General features: G+C 52.9%; 1 protein-coding gene. It reads left to right on the forward strand.

What is annotated here, in order from left to right; genetic code table 11:
• Window positions 1-25: 25 nt before the first annotated feature.
• A complete protein-coding gene (locus CA13_RS25075) occupies window positions 26-20482 on the forward strand; it encodes a tandem-95 repeat protein (RefSeq protein WP_146401357.1) in 20457 nt (6818 codons plus the stop codon).
• Window positions 20483-20524 lie beyond the last annotated feature (42 nt).

Here is a 20524-nt window from a genome sequence, read left to right on the forward strand (position 1 = left end):
CCATTTTGTCTCCCGGAATTTATCCATGACTCTTCGACGCATTCGCTCTCTTTTTGGTTCCACGTCCGAGCGGCGCACTGGACGCAAAGGCTTTGGCCGACGCAGCAAGGCTCATCGATCCAAATCTCGTCAAATGCTGGCCCAAGCATTAGAGTCTCGACAATTGCTTGCTGGTCCAGATCTGATCGCGATTCGTCCTGACTCGGGCGCGCTACTGCAAGGCAATGACACGTTGAATATTGCACCACGCGAATTCAACTTGTTGTTTCAGGGTGGGGCGAATATCGATGAATCGACGATTGGAAATAGTTCGATTCAATTGGTTCGTAGTGGCGGGGACGGCGCGTTCTTTGATCCTGCGATCACCGATCCAAATGACCCTCGAAGCCTGAATAACGATATCGCGGTATCGCTTGGCTATATTGGTTTGGGGGAACCGAACAGTACCGATCCAGACGATTTGCAGCGGATCGTATTCCGCCCATCGAGTTCGGCATCGTTCAATGCAACCGATCCGACATCCGCTTTTCCCGATGACACTTACCAGATTCAAATTGTCGGCGCCGGTGGTGGCGCGTTGACGAATCTTTCGGGCGAGGCCTTCAATGATGGCGTCGATTTCCAAACAACCTTCCGCCTTGATCGTGGGGCGCAGGTCGTTTCGGTCGTTCCACAACCGGTCAGTCGGAATACCCAGCAAATCATGTTTGCCTCGGGCGTTACCGGTGGTTCGTTTACGCTTTCGCTCAACGGTGAAACGACTGATCCGCTGAGTGTACCGACCAGTAACGCGGCTATCAAATCGGCGCTCGAAGCGCTCGACGGTGTCCAAACCGGTGATGTACTAGTGGGTGGTACTCGCGAAGTGACGTTCCAAGGGCAATTTGCTGGCGAACAGGTTCCATTGATGGTGATGGACACTTCGTCGCTTGTCGGCGGAACGGGCAATGTGGTGCGATCGAGCTCTTTGTCACAGGCATCCAACCAGATCGTCGTTTACTTTGACGATCAAGCGATCGATGGTGCCGAAGTGGTTGATCCAAAGTATTATCGCCTGATCAATACCTCAGGTACATTTTCGACGAATGATGATTCAACGATGTTACCGGAAAGCGTCAGCTATGACCGCGCGGAAAACAGCGTTGTGTTGACGTTTGCCGCGGCAATTCCCGAAGGCAATTACCGACTCGATATTGGCGATAGTGGTGGCGATAATTCGACATTAGCAGGCGCTGTAAAAGTTGGGCGATTGTCGAGCGACAATGCGTTTAGCCAAAATGGATTCATTGGTGATGTCGGTGGCTCTAGCACGGACGCGGCCGATGTTGATTTGTACGAAGTGAAGATCGTGGCGTCGATGGCGACAACGGCGTTGAATGTTAGCGTTAGTCCAAACGCTGGCTTAGAGGGCTTGGTGCGTATCCTCGACGCAGGCGGTGCTGAGTTAGCGACGCAAACGGCCGCAGCCGGTGTCGATATTGTGGTACCTGCGTTTGCGATTGCCGCAGATGGGACCTTCTATATCGAAGTCAGTAGCGCAGACGGCGTTTCCACGGGATCGTATACCGTGAATGCCTCGGTAACCGATAGCCCGATCGACAATCGTGATGACAACACAACGATCAATGACGCAACCGATCTCGGAAGCCTTGGTGCGGCGGGTATCACGATCGGTGGTCAAATTAGTCCTCAATCGATTCCATTGCCGCCGCTCGTCGGCAGCGAAGATGACCTTGGTCATCGCCAAATCCAACGCGAAGCCCACATCGCTAGCACGGGCACAACGCCAACGGTCCCATCGCCGACTCGTGTTGTTCGTTACTACTTCCCGGCAACCCTTGGCGCCGATGCTTCCGGTGGTGACTACACCAACTTGATCACTGCGACCGAAAAGCAAATTGTGCGAGATATCTTTGAAATCTACGCTCAGCAATCGGGCTACGAGTTCATTGAATCCCCCGGAATGGCTCCTGGGGACGGTGATTTGATGATCGGAAAAGGGGATCTTCGTTCTTTGGATCCCGGTGTCGGTCCCAATAGTGGTGTTGCGGGCTTGGGTGGCGGTAATCTTGGCTTTGGCGCTGCCGTTCTAAATGGTGCGATCTACGATGGTAATAATCGCTTCTTTGGCGATGGGTTCACGGGCGTGATGTTCCACGAAATCGGGCACACTTTGGGGTTGGGCCATGCCTATGACGTTCCTGCGACGATGGGTGGTGCATTGCCCAATAACGTTTCGCCCGGGGACAACGACATCATTCATTTACAACGAATCATGCCGCCCAACAGCACTGATATCGATATGTATCAGTTCACCTTGGATCAGCCAGGCCGGTTCACCGCTGAGACTTTTGCAGAACGTTTGGCAACTCCAAGTTTACTCAACACGGCGTTGACTCTTTACCGCGAAATTGCGGGCGGCGATATCGAGGTTGTCTCTCGCAACGATCAATACGTCGGTGCTGATTCGTTGATCGACATTTCGCTCGAACCAGGCACCTATTTCATTGGCGTTAGTAGCACAGGTAACACTAACTATGATCCGCGAGTCAAAGACTCTGGCTTTGGTGGAACGACTAACGGTGCCTATGAGCTAAAGCTTGCATTCGACGCTGATCGCGATGGGGCGTTGCGTGACGCCAGTGGTACGGTGATCGATGGTGACAACGATGGTAACCCCGGCGGCGTCTATTCGTTCTGGTTCCAATCGAGCGATCCGTCGACCACGTTGTATGTGGACAAGATTGCCGACACGACCGCCAATGTGCCCCAGGGTAGCGGTGCGATCAATGATCCGATTGATGAACTTGATCGTGCGCTCCTTTTCGCGGGCAACCGAATCGTCATTCCCAACGATGCGACCGAAGCGATTCTTGACGGCCAATCTTTTAAGGTTGACGATGGCGTAAATGTGGCGACGTTCACCTACGGCGGAGCTGGTTTAGACCATATTGTGCTGGATCCAGCCGATAGCGTTTCCGATATTGCTACGAAAACCAACGCAGCGATTCTCGCTGCTCAAAGTGCCAACCGTTTGAATGCGACCGTGGAGGTATCGGTTACCGGCAAAGTTGTCCAGCTTGGGCAAATTGACAATCTCGATATCACCGAATCGCCAACCTTTTTGACTACTCCGAACCTTGTTAAGGTTGTAGGCAATGGTGGCGCGGACCAAAATATTGATACGCTTGCCGATAACCGGCCCTATCTGGTTGGGCTCGATACCGGTGGCAACCCGTTGGTCGATGGCGGCGAATTCCTTGTGCCACAAGGTGTGAACGTGATGATCCACGCCGGGGCGCTTTTCAAAATGCGAAAAGCGAATCTCGACGCAGGTTCTTCATCGGCGAACATCAGCCGTGCAACTTCCTCGATGCAAGTTCTTGGGACTCCGAACAATGCTGTCTTCTTGCGATCCTTCCACGATGATTCGGTCGGCGGTGAATCCGATGGCGTAGGGCCTGCACCGAATTCAAGCGACTTCGGTGGAATCGTTTTACGAGACGATTCGGACCTCGAAGAAAACGGCATCTTTTTGAATTACGTCAACCATGTCGATATCAAACATGGTGGTGGCAAAGTATTCGTGGATGCGAACGAATCGGTCTTTTCGCCGATTCACCTTGTTGATTCTCGACCGACCATCTCGTTCAATCGGATTACGGACAGCGATGACGCGGCGATTTCGGCTAGCCCCGATAGCTTTGATGATTCATTAGGACGAATCGGACCGACCGTCGTTGGCAATTCGCTTGCGGATAATTCGATCAACGGTTTGTTTATTCGCGTCGAAACTCCGGTCGGTGGCAGCATCGATACGTTGACCGTTTCAGGACGCTTCGACGATACCGATATCACGCATGTTCTTAGCGAAAATCTGATCATCGCTGGGGCATCCGGTGGTCCGACATTGACATCCACGGGCACACTGGTTGCGCGTGCAGCTGGGCGACTCGTGGTTGATCCCGGTATTGTGATGAAGATGAACCGAGCGGTGATTCAAGTCCAACGTGGATCGGGATCGCTGATCGCCGAAGGAACCGTCGATCGACCGATCGTGTTTACGTCGTTCAAAGATGACCGCTACGGCGGCAGCGGCTCGTTTGACGCCGACAATACAACCGATTCACCGATGGCCGGTGATTGGAGCGGGTTGTACTTTGGGCAAGCGACCTCGGGAAGTCTTGATCATGCGATCATTACTTACGCTGGTGGCGTGTCTAACACGAGCGGTGCTGCCTTCAATGCGGTTGAAGTGCATCAGGCTGATTTCCGAATCACCAATAGCTTGTTGCAAGACAACGCGTCAGGTGCCGCTTCGGGTGTTCGTGGAGGCCTTGGTGCGAATGCATCGTCCGTGATTTACGTTCGCGGTGCCCAGCCGATCATCATGAATAACGAGATCGTTGACAATGACGGTCCTGCGATCAGCATCAATGCGAATGCCCTTCGCTATGAAAACATGCGAGACGCGGGCCGGTCGGTTGGCGATGTCGATTTGTTTTCTCAATTCGCAGATAACTCGGGGCCTTTGGTTCGATTGAACCAACTCGATAACAACTCGATCAATGGAATGGTGGTTCGCGGCGAAGTGTTGGTGGCCCAAAGTATTTGGGATGACACCGATATCGTACATGTGCTGCAGAGCGAAATCATTGTCGATAATTTGCATCACGTGGGCGGATTGCGCCTGCAAAGTAGCAATTCGGAAAGCTTGGTTGTGAAACTGAGTGGCGGTGCCAATGTTGGTTTCACCGCAACGGGAACGCCTGTTGAAATCGATGACCGCGTCGGCGGAACCATTCAAGTTCTTGGAACGGTCGGCCATCCTGTCATCCTAACGGCTTTGGCTGATGACTTGGTTGGTGCCGGTTTCACACCGACCGGCGAGGTGATGAAGAACACCAACAACAGTGGCAGTCCATCAACGGGGACTCCCGGTGCGTGGCGTGGTTTCTTGTTTGACGAATTTAGCAATGACCGGAACGTTGCAGTCGTTCGTGAACTCGAAAACGCAATCACCAACAAATTGGATGTCAACGCCAATCCAACCGTGTCCCAATTGCTTGGTACGTTGGCAAAGAACGAAAAGAGTGGTGACGAAAGCAGTCGACTTGGGTTCGAAGTCTCGGGTTACATTAGCCCTAACGATGCAAACGATGTCGACGTATATAGTTTCGTTGGTACGGCGGGAACCGAAGTATGGCTCGATGTGGATCGAACCGATACGACTCTTGATGCGGTGATCGAAGTGGTCAACGCAGCGGGAACCGTTTTGGCTCGATCGATGCGTTCGGGCGAAGTGGGTGCAGCGGGCGACTTGAATACAAGCACGTTGACAAAGAATACGCTACTGGGCGGCGACCACTATACGCAAAACTTCCGTGACCCGGGTCTCCGATATACACTTCCCGGCACTCCCGGAGCAAAAGGAACGTACTTTGTTCGCATTCGTAGTAACCCCGCTTCTTCGACCAATAAGGCAACGATTGCTGGTGAGAGCCGAGGCAATTACACGCTACAAATTCGACTGAACCAAACCAACGAGTTTCCTGGTTCAACGGTCCAATACGCGGATATCCGTTTTGCACAAACTGGGATTGATGTCCAAGGCCTTCCTGCGCACAGTCCCTTGATTGGCGAGGGTGGGGAACTAGCGGGCCAAGGCGGCTCTTATGACGCGGCCCAGTCGATGATCAATGTCCTGCAAAGCGATATTGCAGCTTTGAGTATTTCGGGAGAGTTGTCGGATGCAAATGATGTGGATTGGTACGAGTTCGATGTAGCCCAGACGGGCGTTCAGGTTATTCCAGGACAAAATGACGACGTCGGTACGGTCGCGGTTGTCTTTGACCTTGACTATTCCGACAACGCGGTGCGTGGCGATACGACAATCGCGGTGTACGACAGCAATCAGAACTTGGTTTACGTCGGTCGCGAATCAAATATTGAGGATGATCAACCGAGTGATCCTACGGACCCTAACACTGCGGTTTCCGATCTTGGGCGTGGGTCGCTTGGCGTGAAGGATGCATACATTGGACCGGTCCATTTGCCCTCTGGGGGAACATACTACGTCGCGGTGATGAGCGATCGTCAATTGCCTTCGGCAATGACCGGCTCTTTTGTGGCTGACCTCGATAATGATGCCAATGCTTTTGTTCGCTTGGAACCGGTTAACTCGGTCACACGCGTCGTGGAAGACCATATCGGATTCTCAGGATACGATTCGCGAGGTTCGCTGATCGCTCCGGAAACCGATCAGATTTTTGGTATTGAGAGTGTCGCTTCGCTCAACACGCACATTCCGCAGTACCGGTTCGAAGATGTGTCGCTTTACCTTGCGACGGATCGTGCGACTGCGGACGCGGATGACCGGCTCTATATCGTCGATCCGTACAATGGTGGCGCCTATTCCAATCCCGTTTCCCCAAACAGTTGGTCTGCTGGTGCGGACGACGTCCAAGACATCGTTGTTCGTAGCGACGGTCGAATGTTCGGCTATCAACGCGTCGATGGGGTTGCGGATTCCGTGGGGCGTTTGGTCGAGATCGATCCTTCCGACGGTTCCCTGACTACCGTTGCCCTTGACAACATCCCTGGTGAAGGCGGAGTTGCGGCTGTTGGTGCGTCGGCTCGACCCAACACACGTGATATCGACCGAAGGTTGGGTTCGCACCTTGATCGTGCCGACCAATTCACCAATTCGGACGACGTCGATGCGTTGACGTTTGAGCGACAGGGCAACCTCTCGGCGGCACCGATTTACGATGTTTATTATGTGGTTCGCGAATCGGATGATTCCTCGAAATTGTATCGAGGGAATACCATTGGCGACGCGACCCCGACGCCAGCGGTCGTGGGAGGTCCCAATGCGACCGGAAACATTGAATACGGTTTGATGGGCAACATTCAGGTCAATGACAATGCCCAAGTTGACTTTGTCAATGGAGCTGACACCACAGGCGTGTTGTTAACGGGAATCAACGGCACGACGTTCACGGTCCAGGTCACTCGCACGACGGATCCAACCGGTATCACAGCGGTCAATGTTGCCGCTCGAACCGCAACGATCAACTTGGATAGTGACTTTAATCCGAGCGCTCAAGAGTTCATGGATCTGATCAATAATGACGTGGATGTCAGTCAGTTTGTGGAAGCCACGTTGCGTTTTGGTGATCCGTTATTGCAGGGAACCTTTGGTTCACCGCAACCAACCGATCCAGCGACTCCCTTCACAGACATAGACACTTACTACCGAACGATCACGTTCGACGACGGTGCCGGTGAGATTTCAACGGTTCGTGTTAGTTCGAAGTTGGGTACGTTCACATTATCGATCACGCGACGTGACGAAGCCGATGCCGTTACCGCTGTGAATGTTGCGAACCAAACTGCGACGGTGAATTTGGACGGTAGAGAAACGCCAACCGTTTCTGTGTTGGTCAATTTAATCAACAACCATGCCGAAGTAAGTCAATTCCTGCGTGCTTCGGTCGAAACAGGCCTTGGTGGTAGTGGGAGCAACACGTCGCCAGCTGCAACGTCGATTACCGACCGTGCGACGTCTCCTACGGTGCGATTCAATAATGGTTTGGGTACGACGGCTCGCGTTGTTCTCGATTCACTCGATGGGACCTTTACCCTTACGATTACTCGAGATGCTGATCCGGCCGTTCCGACCGGCGTGACGGCCTTTGATCCTGTGTTGCATACCGCAACGATTAACTTAACGACCGATCCACTGGATCAAACTACGGTTGGCGAGTTCATCAATTTGATCAATACAGATCCGCAACTCATCCCATTTGTGAGTGCAAGGATTGGTGGCGGAAGCGTGCTTTCGGATGTTGGTACGCCGACATCGCCAGCTGCGGGTGATTCGATTGCGATTGCAGCAACCGTCTACGAAGAGGTCGATTTCTTTGATGGGGTGACCACCTCGACGGCTCGGATTACTTCGATTGGGCTTGACTCGATCGCACCGGGAATCTTGACGGATCCGCCATATCAGGTAACGATCACTCGCAATTTTGCACCGACCAGCATCACAACGATTAGTGAAGCGAATCGTGAATTTCTTGTGAATTTAGATGCCGGTTCGGCACCATCGGTTCAAGACTTTGTGGACCTGATCAATAACGATACGATCGCTCGGCGGTACATGTATGCGTCGATCGCAGTTGGTGATGACTTAAGTGTGGGGCAAGCTACTTCGCCGGCGGTTAATACTTATGTCAACCAAGCCGCGACTTATGCGAATACCGTATTCTCGGTCATTGATGACGCTGATCCACCAAACGTCACGAATATCCGTGTCCAGTCCACCCTGCCGACTGCCGATGGCGATTTTGTCCTGAATATCACTCGCCCAGGGAATCGTGGTAACGCAGTGGTTCTAGGTGTTGATCTTGCCAACCGCGTGATCAATCTTGAAATTGGCGCTCAAAATGGCGGTGGGCCGACCGCCGGTGAAATTATTGATGCACTGAACCAACACGTGGATGCTAGGCAGTTGGTTACTGCCGTGATCGTTGGCGGTAATGCTACCGGATTTGGCGATGGTAACGAAGGAACCGATGCGAACGTTGTTGGTCGCCAAAATTACGTTGCGGGCACGGGTGAACGGCTTCGCGGACGTGTGACGGGCATTTCGTTTGACGATCCTGTGACCCCCTCGGGAACGCTTTATGGCGTGACCGCAGGTGGTGAATTTATTCGGATCGAAAAGAATACGGGCAATGCTTCGATTCTTTTCGAAGATCCGGCCATCGAGTTCGCGGGCTTGGCGCTCGGCCCTCAGAATGTTGAAGGCGGATTGTATGCAGATATGTTCTTTGCGATCACTAGCACCCGAGATCTATACGCGTTTGACGTAGATGGGAATCTGCAGGCTATCTTCGCTGGTGGTGCGACCTCCGTCTCGTATACCGATCCTGACAATGGTGGGACCACAAGCGATGTACCTGTGGGGATTGCATTTTCGCCGATCGATGTCAACCTCTGGCATCCCACGACTCGTCGTGCAACCGATGCTGGGCATGGTATCAATACAGTGGTCGATTCCACGCGTGCACCTGGCAGTGCGAACGTGAATTATGTGGATAACATCGGTGCGGATCGTTCGTTTAACCAAGGACAAGGCGGAGCAAGTTTCTACTTTGGTTTGGAACAACACATTCCTAGCGGTTCGTTTAACAGTAATACGCAAGGCTATTTGACCTACGAAGGCGTCAACGCTCAGTGGGGCTTCAGTGAAAACTTGCAACGTGACCTGACGAGTAACCCGAACATTGCCAACACATACAACTTGCCAGGCGGTGCATTTGGTTCGTTGATGTCGGATGAGTTCAGCCTTGCAGGATCGGTTGCTGAAGACCGACCGACGCTGTATTTGAACTACTATCTCGAAACGGAAAATCATGCGGGCGAAACGGACGCCAACGGTCAAGATCCATTCCGTGATAGTGCTCGCGTCTATGCCTCTCGCGATAACGGCGCTACATGGGAATTGCTGGCGACAAACAATTCCGCGCTTAGCGCGCCTGACCCTAGTGACAACCCGAAGGGCGAATTGCCTGGGTTCTTGTCGCATCTTTCCGATGCGGGATTGAATAGTGATACGCCTCGCGCTGAAGGCCATCAAATTGTGCAAGAACTGTTTGACCAGACAGCGGGTGGTGCTGCTCCACAAACGTGGCGTCAACTTCGAGTGGATTTGTCGACATTTGCTGATGAAGCGAACGTCCAATTGCGATTTGATTTTGCCACCGCGGGTCGCGTTGCGGGCGATCCGCTTGATAACTCTTTCGGAGAACGAGCTAGCAACCTTCGATCGAACGCTTCGCAGAACAACCAATTCGAAGGTTTCTTTATCGACGACATCATCGTCGGCTATGCCGAACGAGGTGAAATGGTTTCAGGCACGAATTCCGACACTACGATTACAAATCTGTATGCGGGCGGTTCGAGAACTCAGGATAGGGATCCAAATGCCCGCCCAGACATTGTCAATGGTCCTTACCAAATTGAGATCCGTCGAACGGGTGAATATGTTCTAGCAGCCTCGGGTGGTCCGCAAGTCGCGGCGACTTTCGATACCAATGACCGGCATATCAACTCAGTGCTCGAAACGGGCATTGTGACGTTGGAGGGTGCGCCGGGAACCTATCCTGATACTACCCCAGTGGTGGACACTCGCATTCTTGGCGTGGATGTTCCAGCAGCCGACATTGTCGAGTGGGAGGTCTCAACGGACCAACCCTTCACGGGCGATTTTAGTCTGAAGTCGGGAGCCGTTTCGGCAACCCAGCAGCATTCGGTCTACCAATTCAATCGAAGCGATTTGGTCGCGGACGATACGGCTGGTGTGATCGAGTTCTCGTATAGCGTCTCGTCAGCGGCCGACGCGCATGGCCTGCGATTCCTGATCGATGGCGTTGCACAGAAATTGACGCCGCCTGATTCTGATTTCCCTGGAAGGGACACTCTGTTAGCAACCGGCAATCTGGGTTACCGAACGGTCCAGTTTAGTTTCAGCGGTGGTGACCATCATTTTGCGTGGGTCTATGACTTTACCGATCCCGCCGCAGCGGAAGGATTGAACGAGGCGTTTATTGATGATATTCGCATTTTGCAGGGTGGCACGGGATTGGTCGCCGACCGAAACCGCCAACGTGCTCAGGGCGTCTTCATTATTGACTCGAACTTCATTTCGGATTCCTCGGTAGTGGGGATTCATGTGCAACCCGGCCAAGCCGAAGCAGGCGGCAGCGTACCGCATGCGGGGTCGACGATTAATTTCCCCCAACTCAACAGTGGGCGTTTGATTCCAGGCGTTGTGATCCAGAACAACTTGGTCGCCGGTTCGTCGGGCATCATCTTCGCTGGCGAGACAAACCCAAATCCTCAACGACCTGTCCCATACGGCAAGATTATCAACAATACACTTGTTGGTGATGGTCAAACTGGAATCGGCGTCGATGTGGTTGGGCTTGCCAGCCCCACAGTGATGAACAACTTGATGACCGATTTGGCTGTTGGCCTTAATGGTGGAAGCGGTTCGGTCATCCGCTCAAACTTCTTCCAAGGCAATGCGGCCAACGGAACCACCGGTGCGGCAGCCATCCTTGCTGGTGGTAGCGAACCGTTATTCGTCGATAAGGCGAATCGCAACTACTATTTGTTGCCGGGGTCCAAGGCACTCGATAGTTCGCAAGACGTCGAACAGGATCGCGCCCAATTTGTTACCTTCAAGAATTCCTTTGATATACCTGAATCGCCGACCAGTGCACCGAGTCGGGATGTTTACGGGCAATTGCGAATTGACTCTGGTGGAACCGGTGGCGGTACCGGTGCGAATGTCTTCATTGATCGTGGTGCCGTTGATCGATCCGATAAGGATCAGCCTTATGCGGTTCTATTGAACCCAGTGGACAACGATGTCGATAATGAGGATCGTGATCCAAACGAGACGGTCGTCCATATGACGAATCCGTTGCTGGAAAACTTCAAAATCCTTTTGGGTGATGGACGTGGCCCAAATTCACCGTTCGAAGGAACCGGCGTCAATGGTTTGACGGTGGACGATCCGAACGACTTGAATATCTCTACCGACGGAGTCCAAATCGTTCACAACGGTCGACTGCTTGTCGAAAATACGGATTACTCGCTCGGCTATAACCCGCAAACAGGTGTGCTGCTGCTGACTCCGCTGTCGACTTTGTGGGAACCGACCGGCGTGTACACCATCACGCTCGACAATACCCAAATTGCTGACCTGGCGGGCAACCCATTGCGGTCGAACCAAACCGATGGTTCGACGAAGTTCTTTATCTTGATGCCGGACGTCGAATTGGACTTTGGCGACGCGCCATCGAGTTTTGACACCTTGCTGGCAGAAAACCCCGCTCGCCATACGATCCAACCCGGCGCGACTCCGCGATTGGGAGCGCGTGTCGACGGTGAACCGGACAGCCCGGTTCCAGCAGGATCGGATGATACTGCACAAACTGTTTGGGCGTCCTCCCCGGATGGATTGTTCCTGATCGCCGCTTCGGTGGATCCCGCACAGAATGGCTACATGATCGACGTGGATCCAACGGCAACGGCTGTCGGTGGTGAAGAGTTGACTGTCCAGATTGGACTTCGTAGTGAGACGTTCGAACTGGTTCTTCCCGGCTTTGCGGCGAAGCGAGGTAACATCGCTGTAGCACTGACCGCGTCGGATTCAGCGTCCGATATCGCAACCAACTTGGCCGATGCGATTCGTGAACAATTGGTCGCGGAAGGGGATGCATCGTCAGTGACGATCGATGCAACCTTGCCAGAACAAATCGCGGTTCTCAGTTTCGATGATGAAGATGGTGTCGCCGTCGGTACATACCGAGTGATCCCCGATCCGGCCGACCCGGCCGTGTTCACGGACTACACGGTCTTCCTCAATCCCGGCGCGCCCGCATTGACGACTGACTCAGCCGATGTGCTTGGGTTCCTCAATCCGCTTGACAAGTTAGGGACGACGATTTCGGTAAACGCCAGCAGTGCTGGCAAACTCGATGCTTGGATCGACTTTAACTACAACGGCACGTTCGATGTCACTGAACAAATTTTCAAGAACGTTGACTTGGTTGCGGGGGATAACACCTTAACGATCCAAACGCCGATTGACACCGCGGCAGGTAGTCCATGGGCACGATTCCGAATTTCAGAAGAAGGGAATCTAGGGCCCGATGAATTGGCGATCGGTGGTGAAGTGGAGGATTATCAATTCCAAGTCTTCCGGATTTCGCCAACGATTCCTGAGGATGACTCGTTTAGTGTCGACGAAGATGTGACGCTTGACACGGCCGCGATGGACATGTCGGTGCCGCCCGCGTTTACGGAAGCCTCGTTGTTCGATAATGAGGTCATCTCTGGATTCTTGCCACCGCGATTCTTGGTTTATGATCAACCAACCAAGGGGACATTGACGGTGACCGATGATGCATCGGGACGATTCGTTTATACTCCTGCGGACGACTACTACGGCGAAGATACCTTCACGTACTGGGTGACGACTCAGCCTGTGCAAGGAGCGGTCGCCTCGCCGGCTGCATTGCCGGACAACGTCACATTGGCAACCGTGACGATCACGGTCAAACCTGTGAATGACGTTCCATTGGCAGTGGCAGGATCGTTTGTCACGCTTGAAGATACGGCCATTACCATTGATGCCGACGAACTGCTAAGTGGGGCTGTTGCGGATGAATTGGCTCAGTATCCCGCTGCAACTCCGCCGGCTGTTTCGCCGAGTGGTTCAGCAAATCCATGGAACGAAGACAACCAAACGTTAACCGTTGTTGCGTTGACGATTCCTGTTCTTGTTGGCGACACGAACGTTACCACGAGTGGATCCTATGAAACCGCACGCGGAACTTTTGACGTTACCTTCGCCGGCGGCATTCTTGATCAATTGGTCTACACGCCCAAGCAAGATCTGAACCGCGACAATCGACGTGCGGTCGCGGATCCTCCGATCTTTGAAGAGTTCTCATTCACGATTCAAGATGATGGTCTATCGATCGATCCGGTGGATAGCACAATTGTCACGATGGGAGCAATCCAGACCAGCACCAAGATGGTTTCGATCGATGTGAAACCAGAAAACGACGATCCGGTCGCCAACGATGATGTGATCAGTGAAAACAATGTCCGTTGGGCCACGTACAACGCTGGTCTTGCGACTCCGGTCACTCCCGCGCCGATTCCGACCGAAGACACTGACTTCGTGATTCCACATGCTTATTTGATCAGCAATGACTTCAATGCTCGGGACACCGCGTTTGATGAACTTGACCTGATCAATGATGGCGTCTTAACCGTGACGGGCGTTGATGCTGCATCAGCCCTTGGCGGTACGGTATCGATCGTTGGTGGCAATCTTGTCTATCGAGCACCCGAACATGCGTACGGACTTGATACGTTCAGCTACACGATCACGGACGCCGGCGTGAATATCGATGTGGCGGGTGTCAGCACGGATGCCCCGCTAATGCATACCGCTACGGTGACGGTGTTGGTCAAACCGATCAATGACAAACCACTGGCGAATGATTTGGATGTCACGTTGTCCGAAGCAGTCGAATTGATCGACGGAACGAATGATGTTGATCCGAATGCCATGAGTGAAGGTGTTGGATTCAAGACCATCACTGCGGCCGAGTTGTTACGACTCGGCGCCGTTGGCGGTGCCTTGGAAACGACCTTCTCGACCGGCAGTAACGATACCTACGATGAGCACGAACAAGATTTGCGTGTTGTGGGCTTCGGCTTGCCTGGTGCAACGACGCCGAGCGTCGACGCGGTATCGCTGACATATGATGTTAATGGCGAAGCGACAGAGGTGTTGCAGACCGCAAGCGGCCAGCTCGAACTGTCATTTGAAATCGATGCCACGACGGGCGTCGGCACGTTTGTCAGTTTGGTTTACACGCCGGATACTGACTATAACAATCGCAGTGAATTCCCCGCGACCGACCCGTTTGTGTACTTTGTCGAAGACTTCGGCGAGTTGACGGTTTACGGTGCGGACCAAGTTGGTGAATCGACAACGTCGGTGGATCATGGAAGCTTACGTAGTGATCCTGCGACGGTTGTGATGACGGTGACGCCAGTCAACGATGTGCCGATCTTCCCCGAGTTCAGCACGGTCGAGTTAGTCGAGGACGAAGCGGCTGATTTCGCCGTGGTGGTTCGCGACATCTACATCGATCCATTGGTGATGATTACTCCTGGTGCGGAATCAACCGCATTGGATGAAATCGCTCGTCAAGGCGTGACGATTGAGATCGCCGAATTGAATGTCCCAACCGGCATGTTCGCTAGCCTGCCTGTCTTGGACGAATCCGGTGTCTTGACGTTGACACCGAACCCAGACGTTTATGGCTGGGCTGTGTTTGAAGTCACGGTGACCGATGATGGGCAAAGTTACGACTCGACCACCGGCACGTTTGTGGACGATCCACTCACGGCAGTTCGTTCCTTGACTGTGCATATTTCGCCAGTGAATGATGCCCCGGTTTCAGTTGACCGCAACCTGGAAGTGACCGAAGCCGAAGAGTTTGCGGTTGGTGATGGTTCGGCAACAAACCTCATCGCACGCTTGCCGTTGACTCCTGCGGACTTCCTTGGTGGGACGACGGCCAACTCTGTGTTGGCAGAACAGAGCGACTTTGCCGACAATGTGTTGCCGAATCCGGCTCTGGGCGAAGTCGAATATGACGAAGATGAACAAAGTCTTCGCGTCGTTCAGTTCACCGTGACGGATGTGGATGGCAACTTGATTGTCGTGGACAGGGACAACCAAAACGGCGTCGAATTGACATTGGCCACGGGCAAGATCACGTTTAACTTCGATCCGACTACTGGTGAGTTCACCGACGGGGAATACTACCCCGACACGGATTACAACGAACGACCTGAATTCGTGCCGACGGAAGCATTCACTTACATCGTCGAAGACTTTGGTCCCACGACGATCCCCGGAGCCGACGTCATTATTCCTGCAGTATCGACATCGATCGATTACACACTCGAACTGGACTCAGCGGATAATCTGAACAACCGTTCGGAACCGAAGTTGATGACGATTCGAACGCGTTCAATGAATGACGTACCTGAATTTGATCCGATCACCAATGTGGTTAAGTTTGCTGAAGATGTTCAAGCCGATAACTCGATCGTTTACTACGACGTCTACGGTGGCACGGTGCTGATGGGTTACGACCCCGCGGCCCCAAGTTTGGCGGAAGCGATCTTTGTCAGTCGCGATACCGCATTGGATGAACGAGCCAATGAAACCTTGACGTTCACCACGACGATGGTCGCGCCAACAGGCATGTTCGCCAGCACGCCGACGCTTGATCAATACGGCGTCTTGGCGTTGACTCCAAACCCAGACGTCTTTGGTTATGCAGTGCTTGAAATCACGGCGACCGATGACGGCCAGAGCTACGATCCGGCTTCGGGTTTGTCGGCCGATACTCGCAGTATCACGCGCACGATCACCGTGAATATCACGCCTGTGAACGATGCCCCGATTTCGTTTGATCGTGAATTGGAATTCACCGAACGGCATGAGCCCGATGCGATTGTCGATGGCTTTGGTCAATTGCCCATCACGGTGGAAGACTTACTTCGTGAGAACACCGGTGTCGTTTCGGATCCGGCGGATGCGAATAATCCAGCCAAAGAAGGGGACTTTGCAGCAACTCTTGAATCGCGATTCGACGAGCATGAGCAGCAACTTCGTGTGGTTGAATTCACTGTCACTGACGATACCGGTGCCGATGTGATCGTTGACAAAGACAACTTCAATGGAATTCCTTTGAAGTTGGCGACAGGCACGATCGCTTTCAACTTTGAAATGGCTAGCGGTGCATTCACCGGCGGTGTCTTTGTGCCGGATGTTGATTACAACCGCTTGCCACACTTCGATCCTCTGTTGACGGTCGAACAGTTCACTTACATCGTCGAAGATTTTGGTGCAACGACGATTCCAGGTGCTGACCAAGTATCACCCGTTGGTGATTCGCCCGTCGATTATACGACGGATGGTGGAACGCCTCCGGTGGGCCTGAACCATCGTAGCGAACCGAAGATGGTCACCATTACGGTCAAGGAAGCGAACGATTTGCCTGTGTTGCCATCCTATGGCATCGTGCAATTGGTCGAAGATTTGAAGGACAACACGGTCGACGCTAGCGGAAATGCGATTGCAGCTGGCACCGTGAATCCTGACAACGAAATGTTGTTCTACGACATCTATTCCGACCCAACGGTCATGGTTCTACCAGGACCTTTGACGGCCAAAGATGAATTGGCATTGCAGAATGTTGTAATCACGGTGACACCTGAAAACGTCCCGCTCGATATGTTCGCGACCTTGCCGAGCGGCGCATACGCAGAATTGTCCACCGATGGAATCTTGACTGTTCAACCGAACCCAGACGTATTCGGTGTAGCGGTGTTCAAGATCAATGTGACTGACACCGGTCTCGATAGCGATGGCAATAGTGATCCGCAGTCAGTCGAACGATTGATCACGATCAATATCGCTCCTGTGAACGATGCTCCCGTCGCTTACCCGCGAGCTCTATCGGCAAGCGAATCTGTTGAGTTCGATGAGTTTGGTCAACCGCTTGATGTTCCTGTTGAGATCACGTTCAATGCGTTGAGTTTGATCAATGGTGATGCCTCGCTTGGCGAAACGCCTGATGCCGAAGGATTGTTCGATGGTGGGTTGTCAAGTCTTTACAACGAAGATGAGCAAGAGCTTCATGTGATCGAGTTCCTCGTTCTCGGTCCTGATAGCGATACGTTTGAAATCAAGGGTTCCGACTTTGTTGGCCAAACGGCGACACAAGAAACCCGTGGTGGCGGTGTGTTGGAATTCACTTTTGACGCAGACGGCTTCTTTACCGAAGGCGTCTATCGCCCGGCGACCGATTTCAACCGCGAAGCTCCCTATCTTTCACCAGAATTCTTTGCCTACACGATACAAGACGACGGTGCGACGGAGATTCCTCCGAGTGGCTCGCTGCTTGATCCGGCACTCCCTGTTGAACGATCGGAATTGTCCGTTGTGACGATCGAAGTCATCGCGGTTAACGACTCACCGATCTTTGTATTGCCTTCGACGGAAATTGAAGTGCTCGAAGACAATTCAGTCGAAACGATCACGAGCGTTGCTACTGGTATTAGTCCTGGTGGTGGTTTGGACGAAGTGAATCAAGAACTTGAATTCACCCTGACGGCCGATGGATTTGTTGCGACCGATTTCTTTGCTGTGGTGCCGACGATGAATGTCGAAGGCGATTTGACGTTCCAACCTGGGGCGGATGTCTTTGGTGACTTCGTGTTCGATGTCACATTGGCGGATAACCCTGGCACGACCGATTCTGCGGTATCGACGCAGAAGTTGACGATTCATGTTCGTCCTCAAAACGATGCTCCGTTGCACACTCGTGTAGGGTCTTCGATAAGCTACGCTCCGTCAGTGGAAGACACGGAAATGGTGATCCCACTTGTTGGTTCGGCAACGGAAACTGGACTCCTCGATGTATTTGTTGTGGGACCGACGAACGAAACATCCACTTTGGTCGGTGGCGGGCAAAGCATCTCAATGCAAACTCCGCTCACCAACCGCACGGCTAAAGGTGGTACGTTGACGCCGGTCGTCGAGAACGGCGTCGTCACAGGGTTGACTTATCTACCACGGCTCGACTTCGTCGGGATTGACACGTTTGTCTACACGATTACCGATGGCGGAATCAGCATTGACTTGAACACCGATGGTGAGGAGAAAGCCGATGCGTTGACTGCGACTGGAACCGTTACTTTGACGGTGACCGGCGTGAACGACCCACCGCAATTCTCAGGTGCTGCTGATCACACTTCGGCCGAAGATCAAGGAACAGTTACCGTCAAGAATTGGGCCACGGGTATTCGACCTGGTCCTATTGGCGCGGCGGACGAAGTTGGTCAAGCGATGAACTTCATCGTCACCCAAGACTCCGGACAGACGGACTTGCTCGTCGGTTTGCCTGAAGTGGTTATCAGTGGTGGTACCGCCAGTTTGGTCTACACGGCGGCGCAAGATCAGTTTGGTGTTGCTGTCTTTACGGCAATCCTGCAAGACGATGGCGTGCCTGTTGCTGATAGTACGCCAGCACAGTTCACCATCACGATAACGCCGGTCAATGATCCACCAACCTTCACCGCTGGTTCGCCAGTGAGCGTGAATGAAGATAGTGGCGAATATGAAGAAGTCGACTGGGCCACGATGATTTCGCCCGGCCCGGCGAACGAAAGCGACCAAACGGTAGTCTTCAACGTGGTTACACCTGTTGAGTCGCAGTCATTGTTCGCACCTGGTGGCTTGCCACAGGTCAGTGATGATGGAACCTTGACATTTGAAGTCGCTGAAAATGCCAGTGGTGTTGCGAATGTTGAGATCACGGCGAATGATTCGGAAGGATTTGACTCGGAAACCGTTACCTTGACGATCTCTATCGTTGAGCAAGAGGATGCGGTGGTCGCAGTTGACGATACCCTCGATACGGATGAAGACGCGGTTCTTGAACTCGATTCGATTGACTTGACGGGCAACGACATCGATCCTGATTTGGCAACAAATCCGGAGGAAGTCTTGACGATCGTCATGCCACCAAGCCAATTGACTAGCAAAGGCGCAGTGTTGACCTATGATTCGGCAACGGGTCGAGTCGTTTACAACCCTGCAACGGCGGAAGAAATCCAAGCGATGAAACCTAGTGATTCGACGGTCGATTCTTTCACCTACGAAGTGAGAGATCACACCGGAAACACCAGCACCGCGACCGTCACCTTGAATATCTCGGGACTGAACGATGCTCCCATTTTGGCGAACGATGGGATTCTTCTCAACGAATCTGGTCCAACCGTTGTGACGCCACTGGTCAATGATATTGATGTCGATGGCACAATTGTGCCGTCAAGCATCATTATCACCGCCCAGCCTCAGTTCGGTGCCTTAACGGTCGAGAATGACGGTACCGTCATTTACACGCCGAATGAATCCTTTAGTAGGGTAGACACGTTCGATTACACCGTCGGCGATAATCTTGGCCAACAAAGTGAGCCAGCGTCCGTCACAATTTCGCTAAGCTTGTTGCCGAATGTTCCTGATTTCAACGGCGTGGTTGCGACGAGTAAGGATACGACGACACTTGATGTCGGGGCTGCTTCGACCGCTATCGAAGGTACTTTGGATTTGACGAGCATTCAAATCGTTGACGGCCCGTCACATGGTACCGCGACGGTGAATGACGACGGCACGATCGGTTACATCGCCGATGCTGGCTATTTGGGCCCGGACTCATTCCAGTTCACGATTGCCGATTCGGAAGGGCGGGTGAGCGATCCAGCGACGGTGAACATCAGCGTTGTTGAATACCGCTTGCAAAACCCCGATCCGACCAAGTACAACGATGTCAATGCGAACGGAGATGTAACTGCTTTCGATGCCTTGCTGATTATTAATCGGTTGACGGAAACGCCGCAAAATGTCGCCAGTATTCCTGTGACATCGATGGACCAAGGTCCGAACTACTACGATGTCAATGGTGACGACACGATTACGGCACTCGATGCTTTGTTGGTCATCAATCAATTGTCGCAGCAAGACGACAACAGCGTTTCGGGCGAACAAGTGGTGACGTCGGATCTTATCACTGCGACCCAATCGGCGAGCGGTGTCGTTGATACGTATGCGTCCGCGGTTGATCTTCAATCGACTCCAGAGAATCTAGAATCGGCTTCGCCGAAGAAGATGAGTGCTTCCACATCGCCCTCGCAACCGTTGGATGTGGTTGATTTGATCGCTGAAAGTCGTGAAGGCTCGCAGGAGCAGAACGACGAGAAACTAGAAGCCCTCGACGAAGCGTTCGCCAATTTGTTGTAGGGATGAACCTAAGTAGGCCGGTCGGATTGGCCGGCCTACTTT

Origin of the sequence: Novipirellula herctigrandis (assembly GCA_007859835.1) — a bacterium.
GTDB classification, from domain to species: Bacteria; Planctomycetota; Planctomycetia; order Pirellulales; family Pirellulaceae; genus Novipirellula_A; species Novipirellula_A herctigrandis.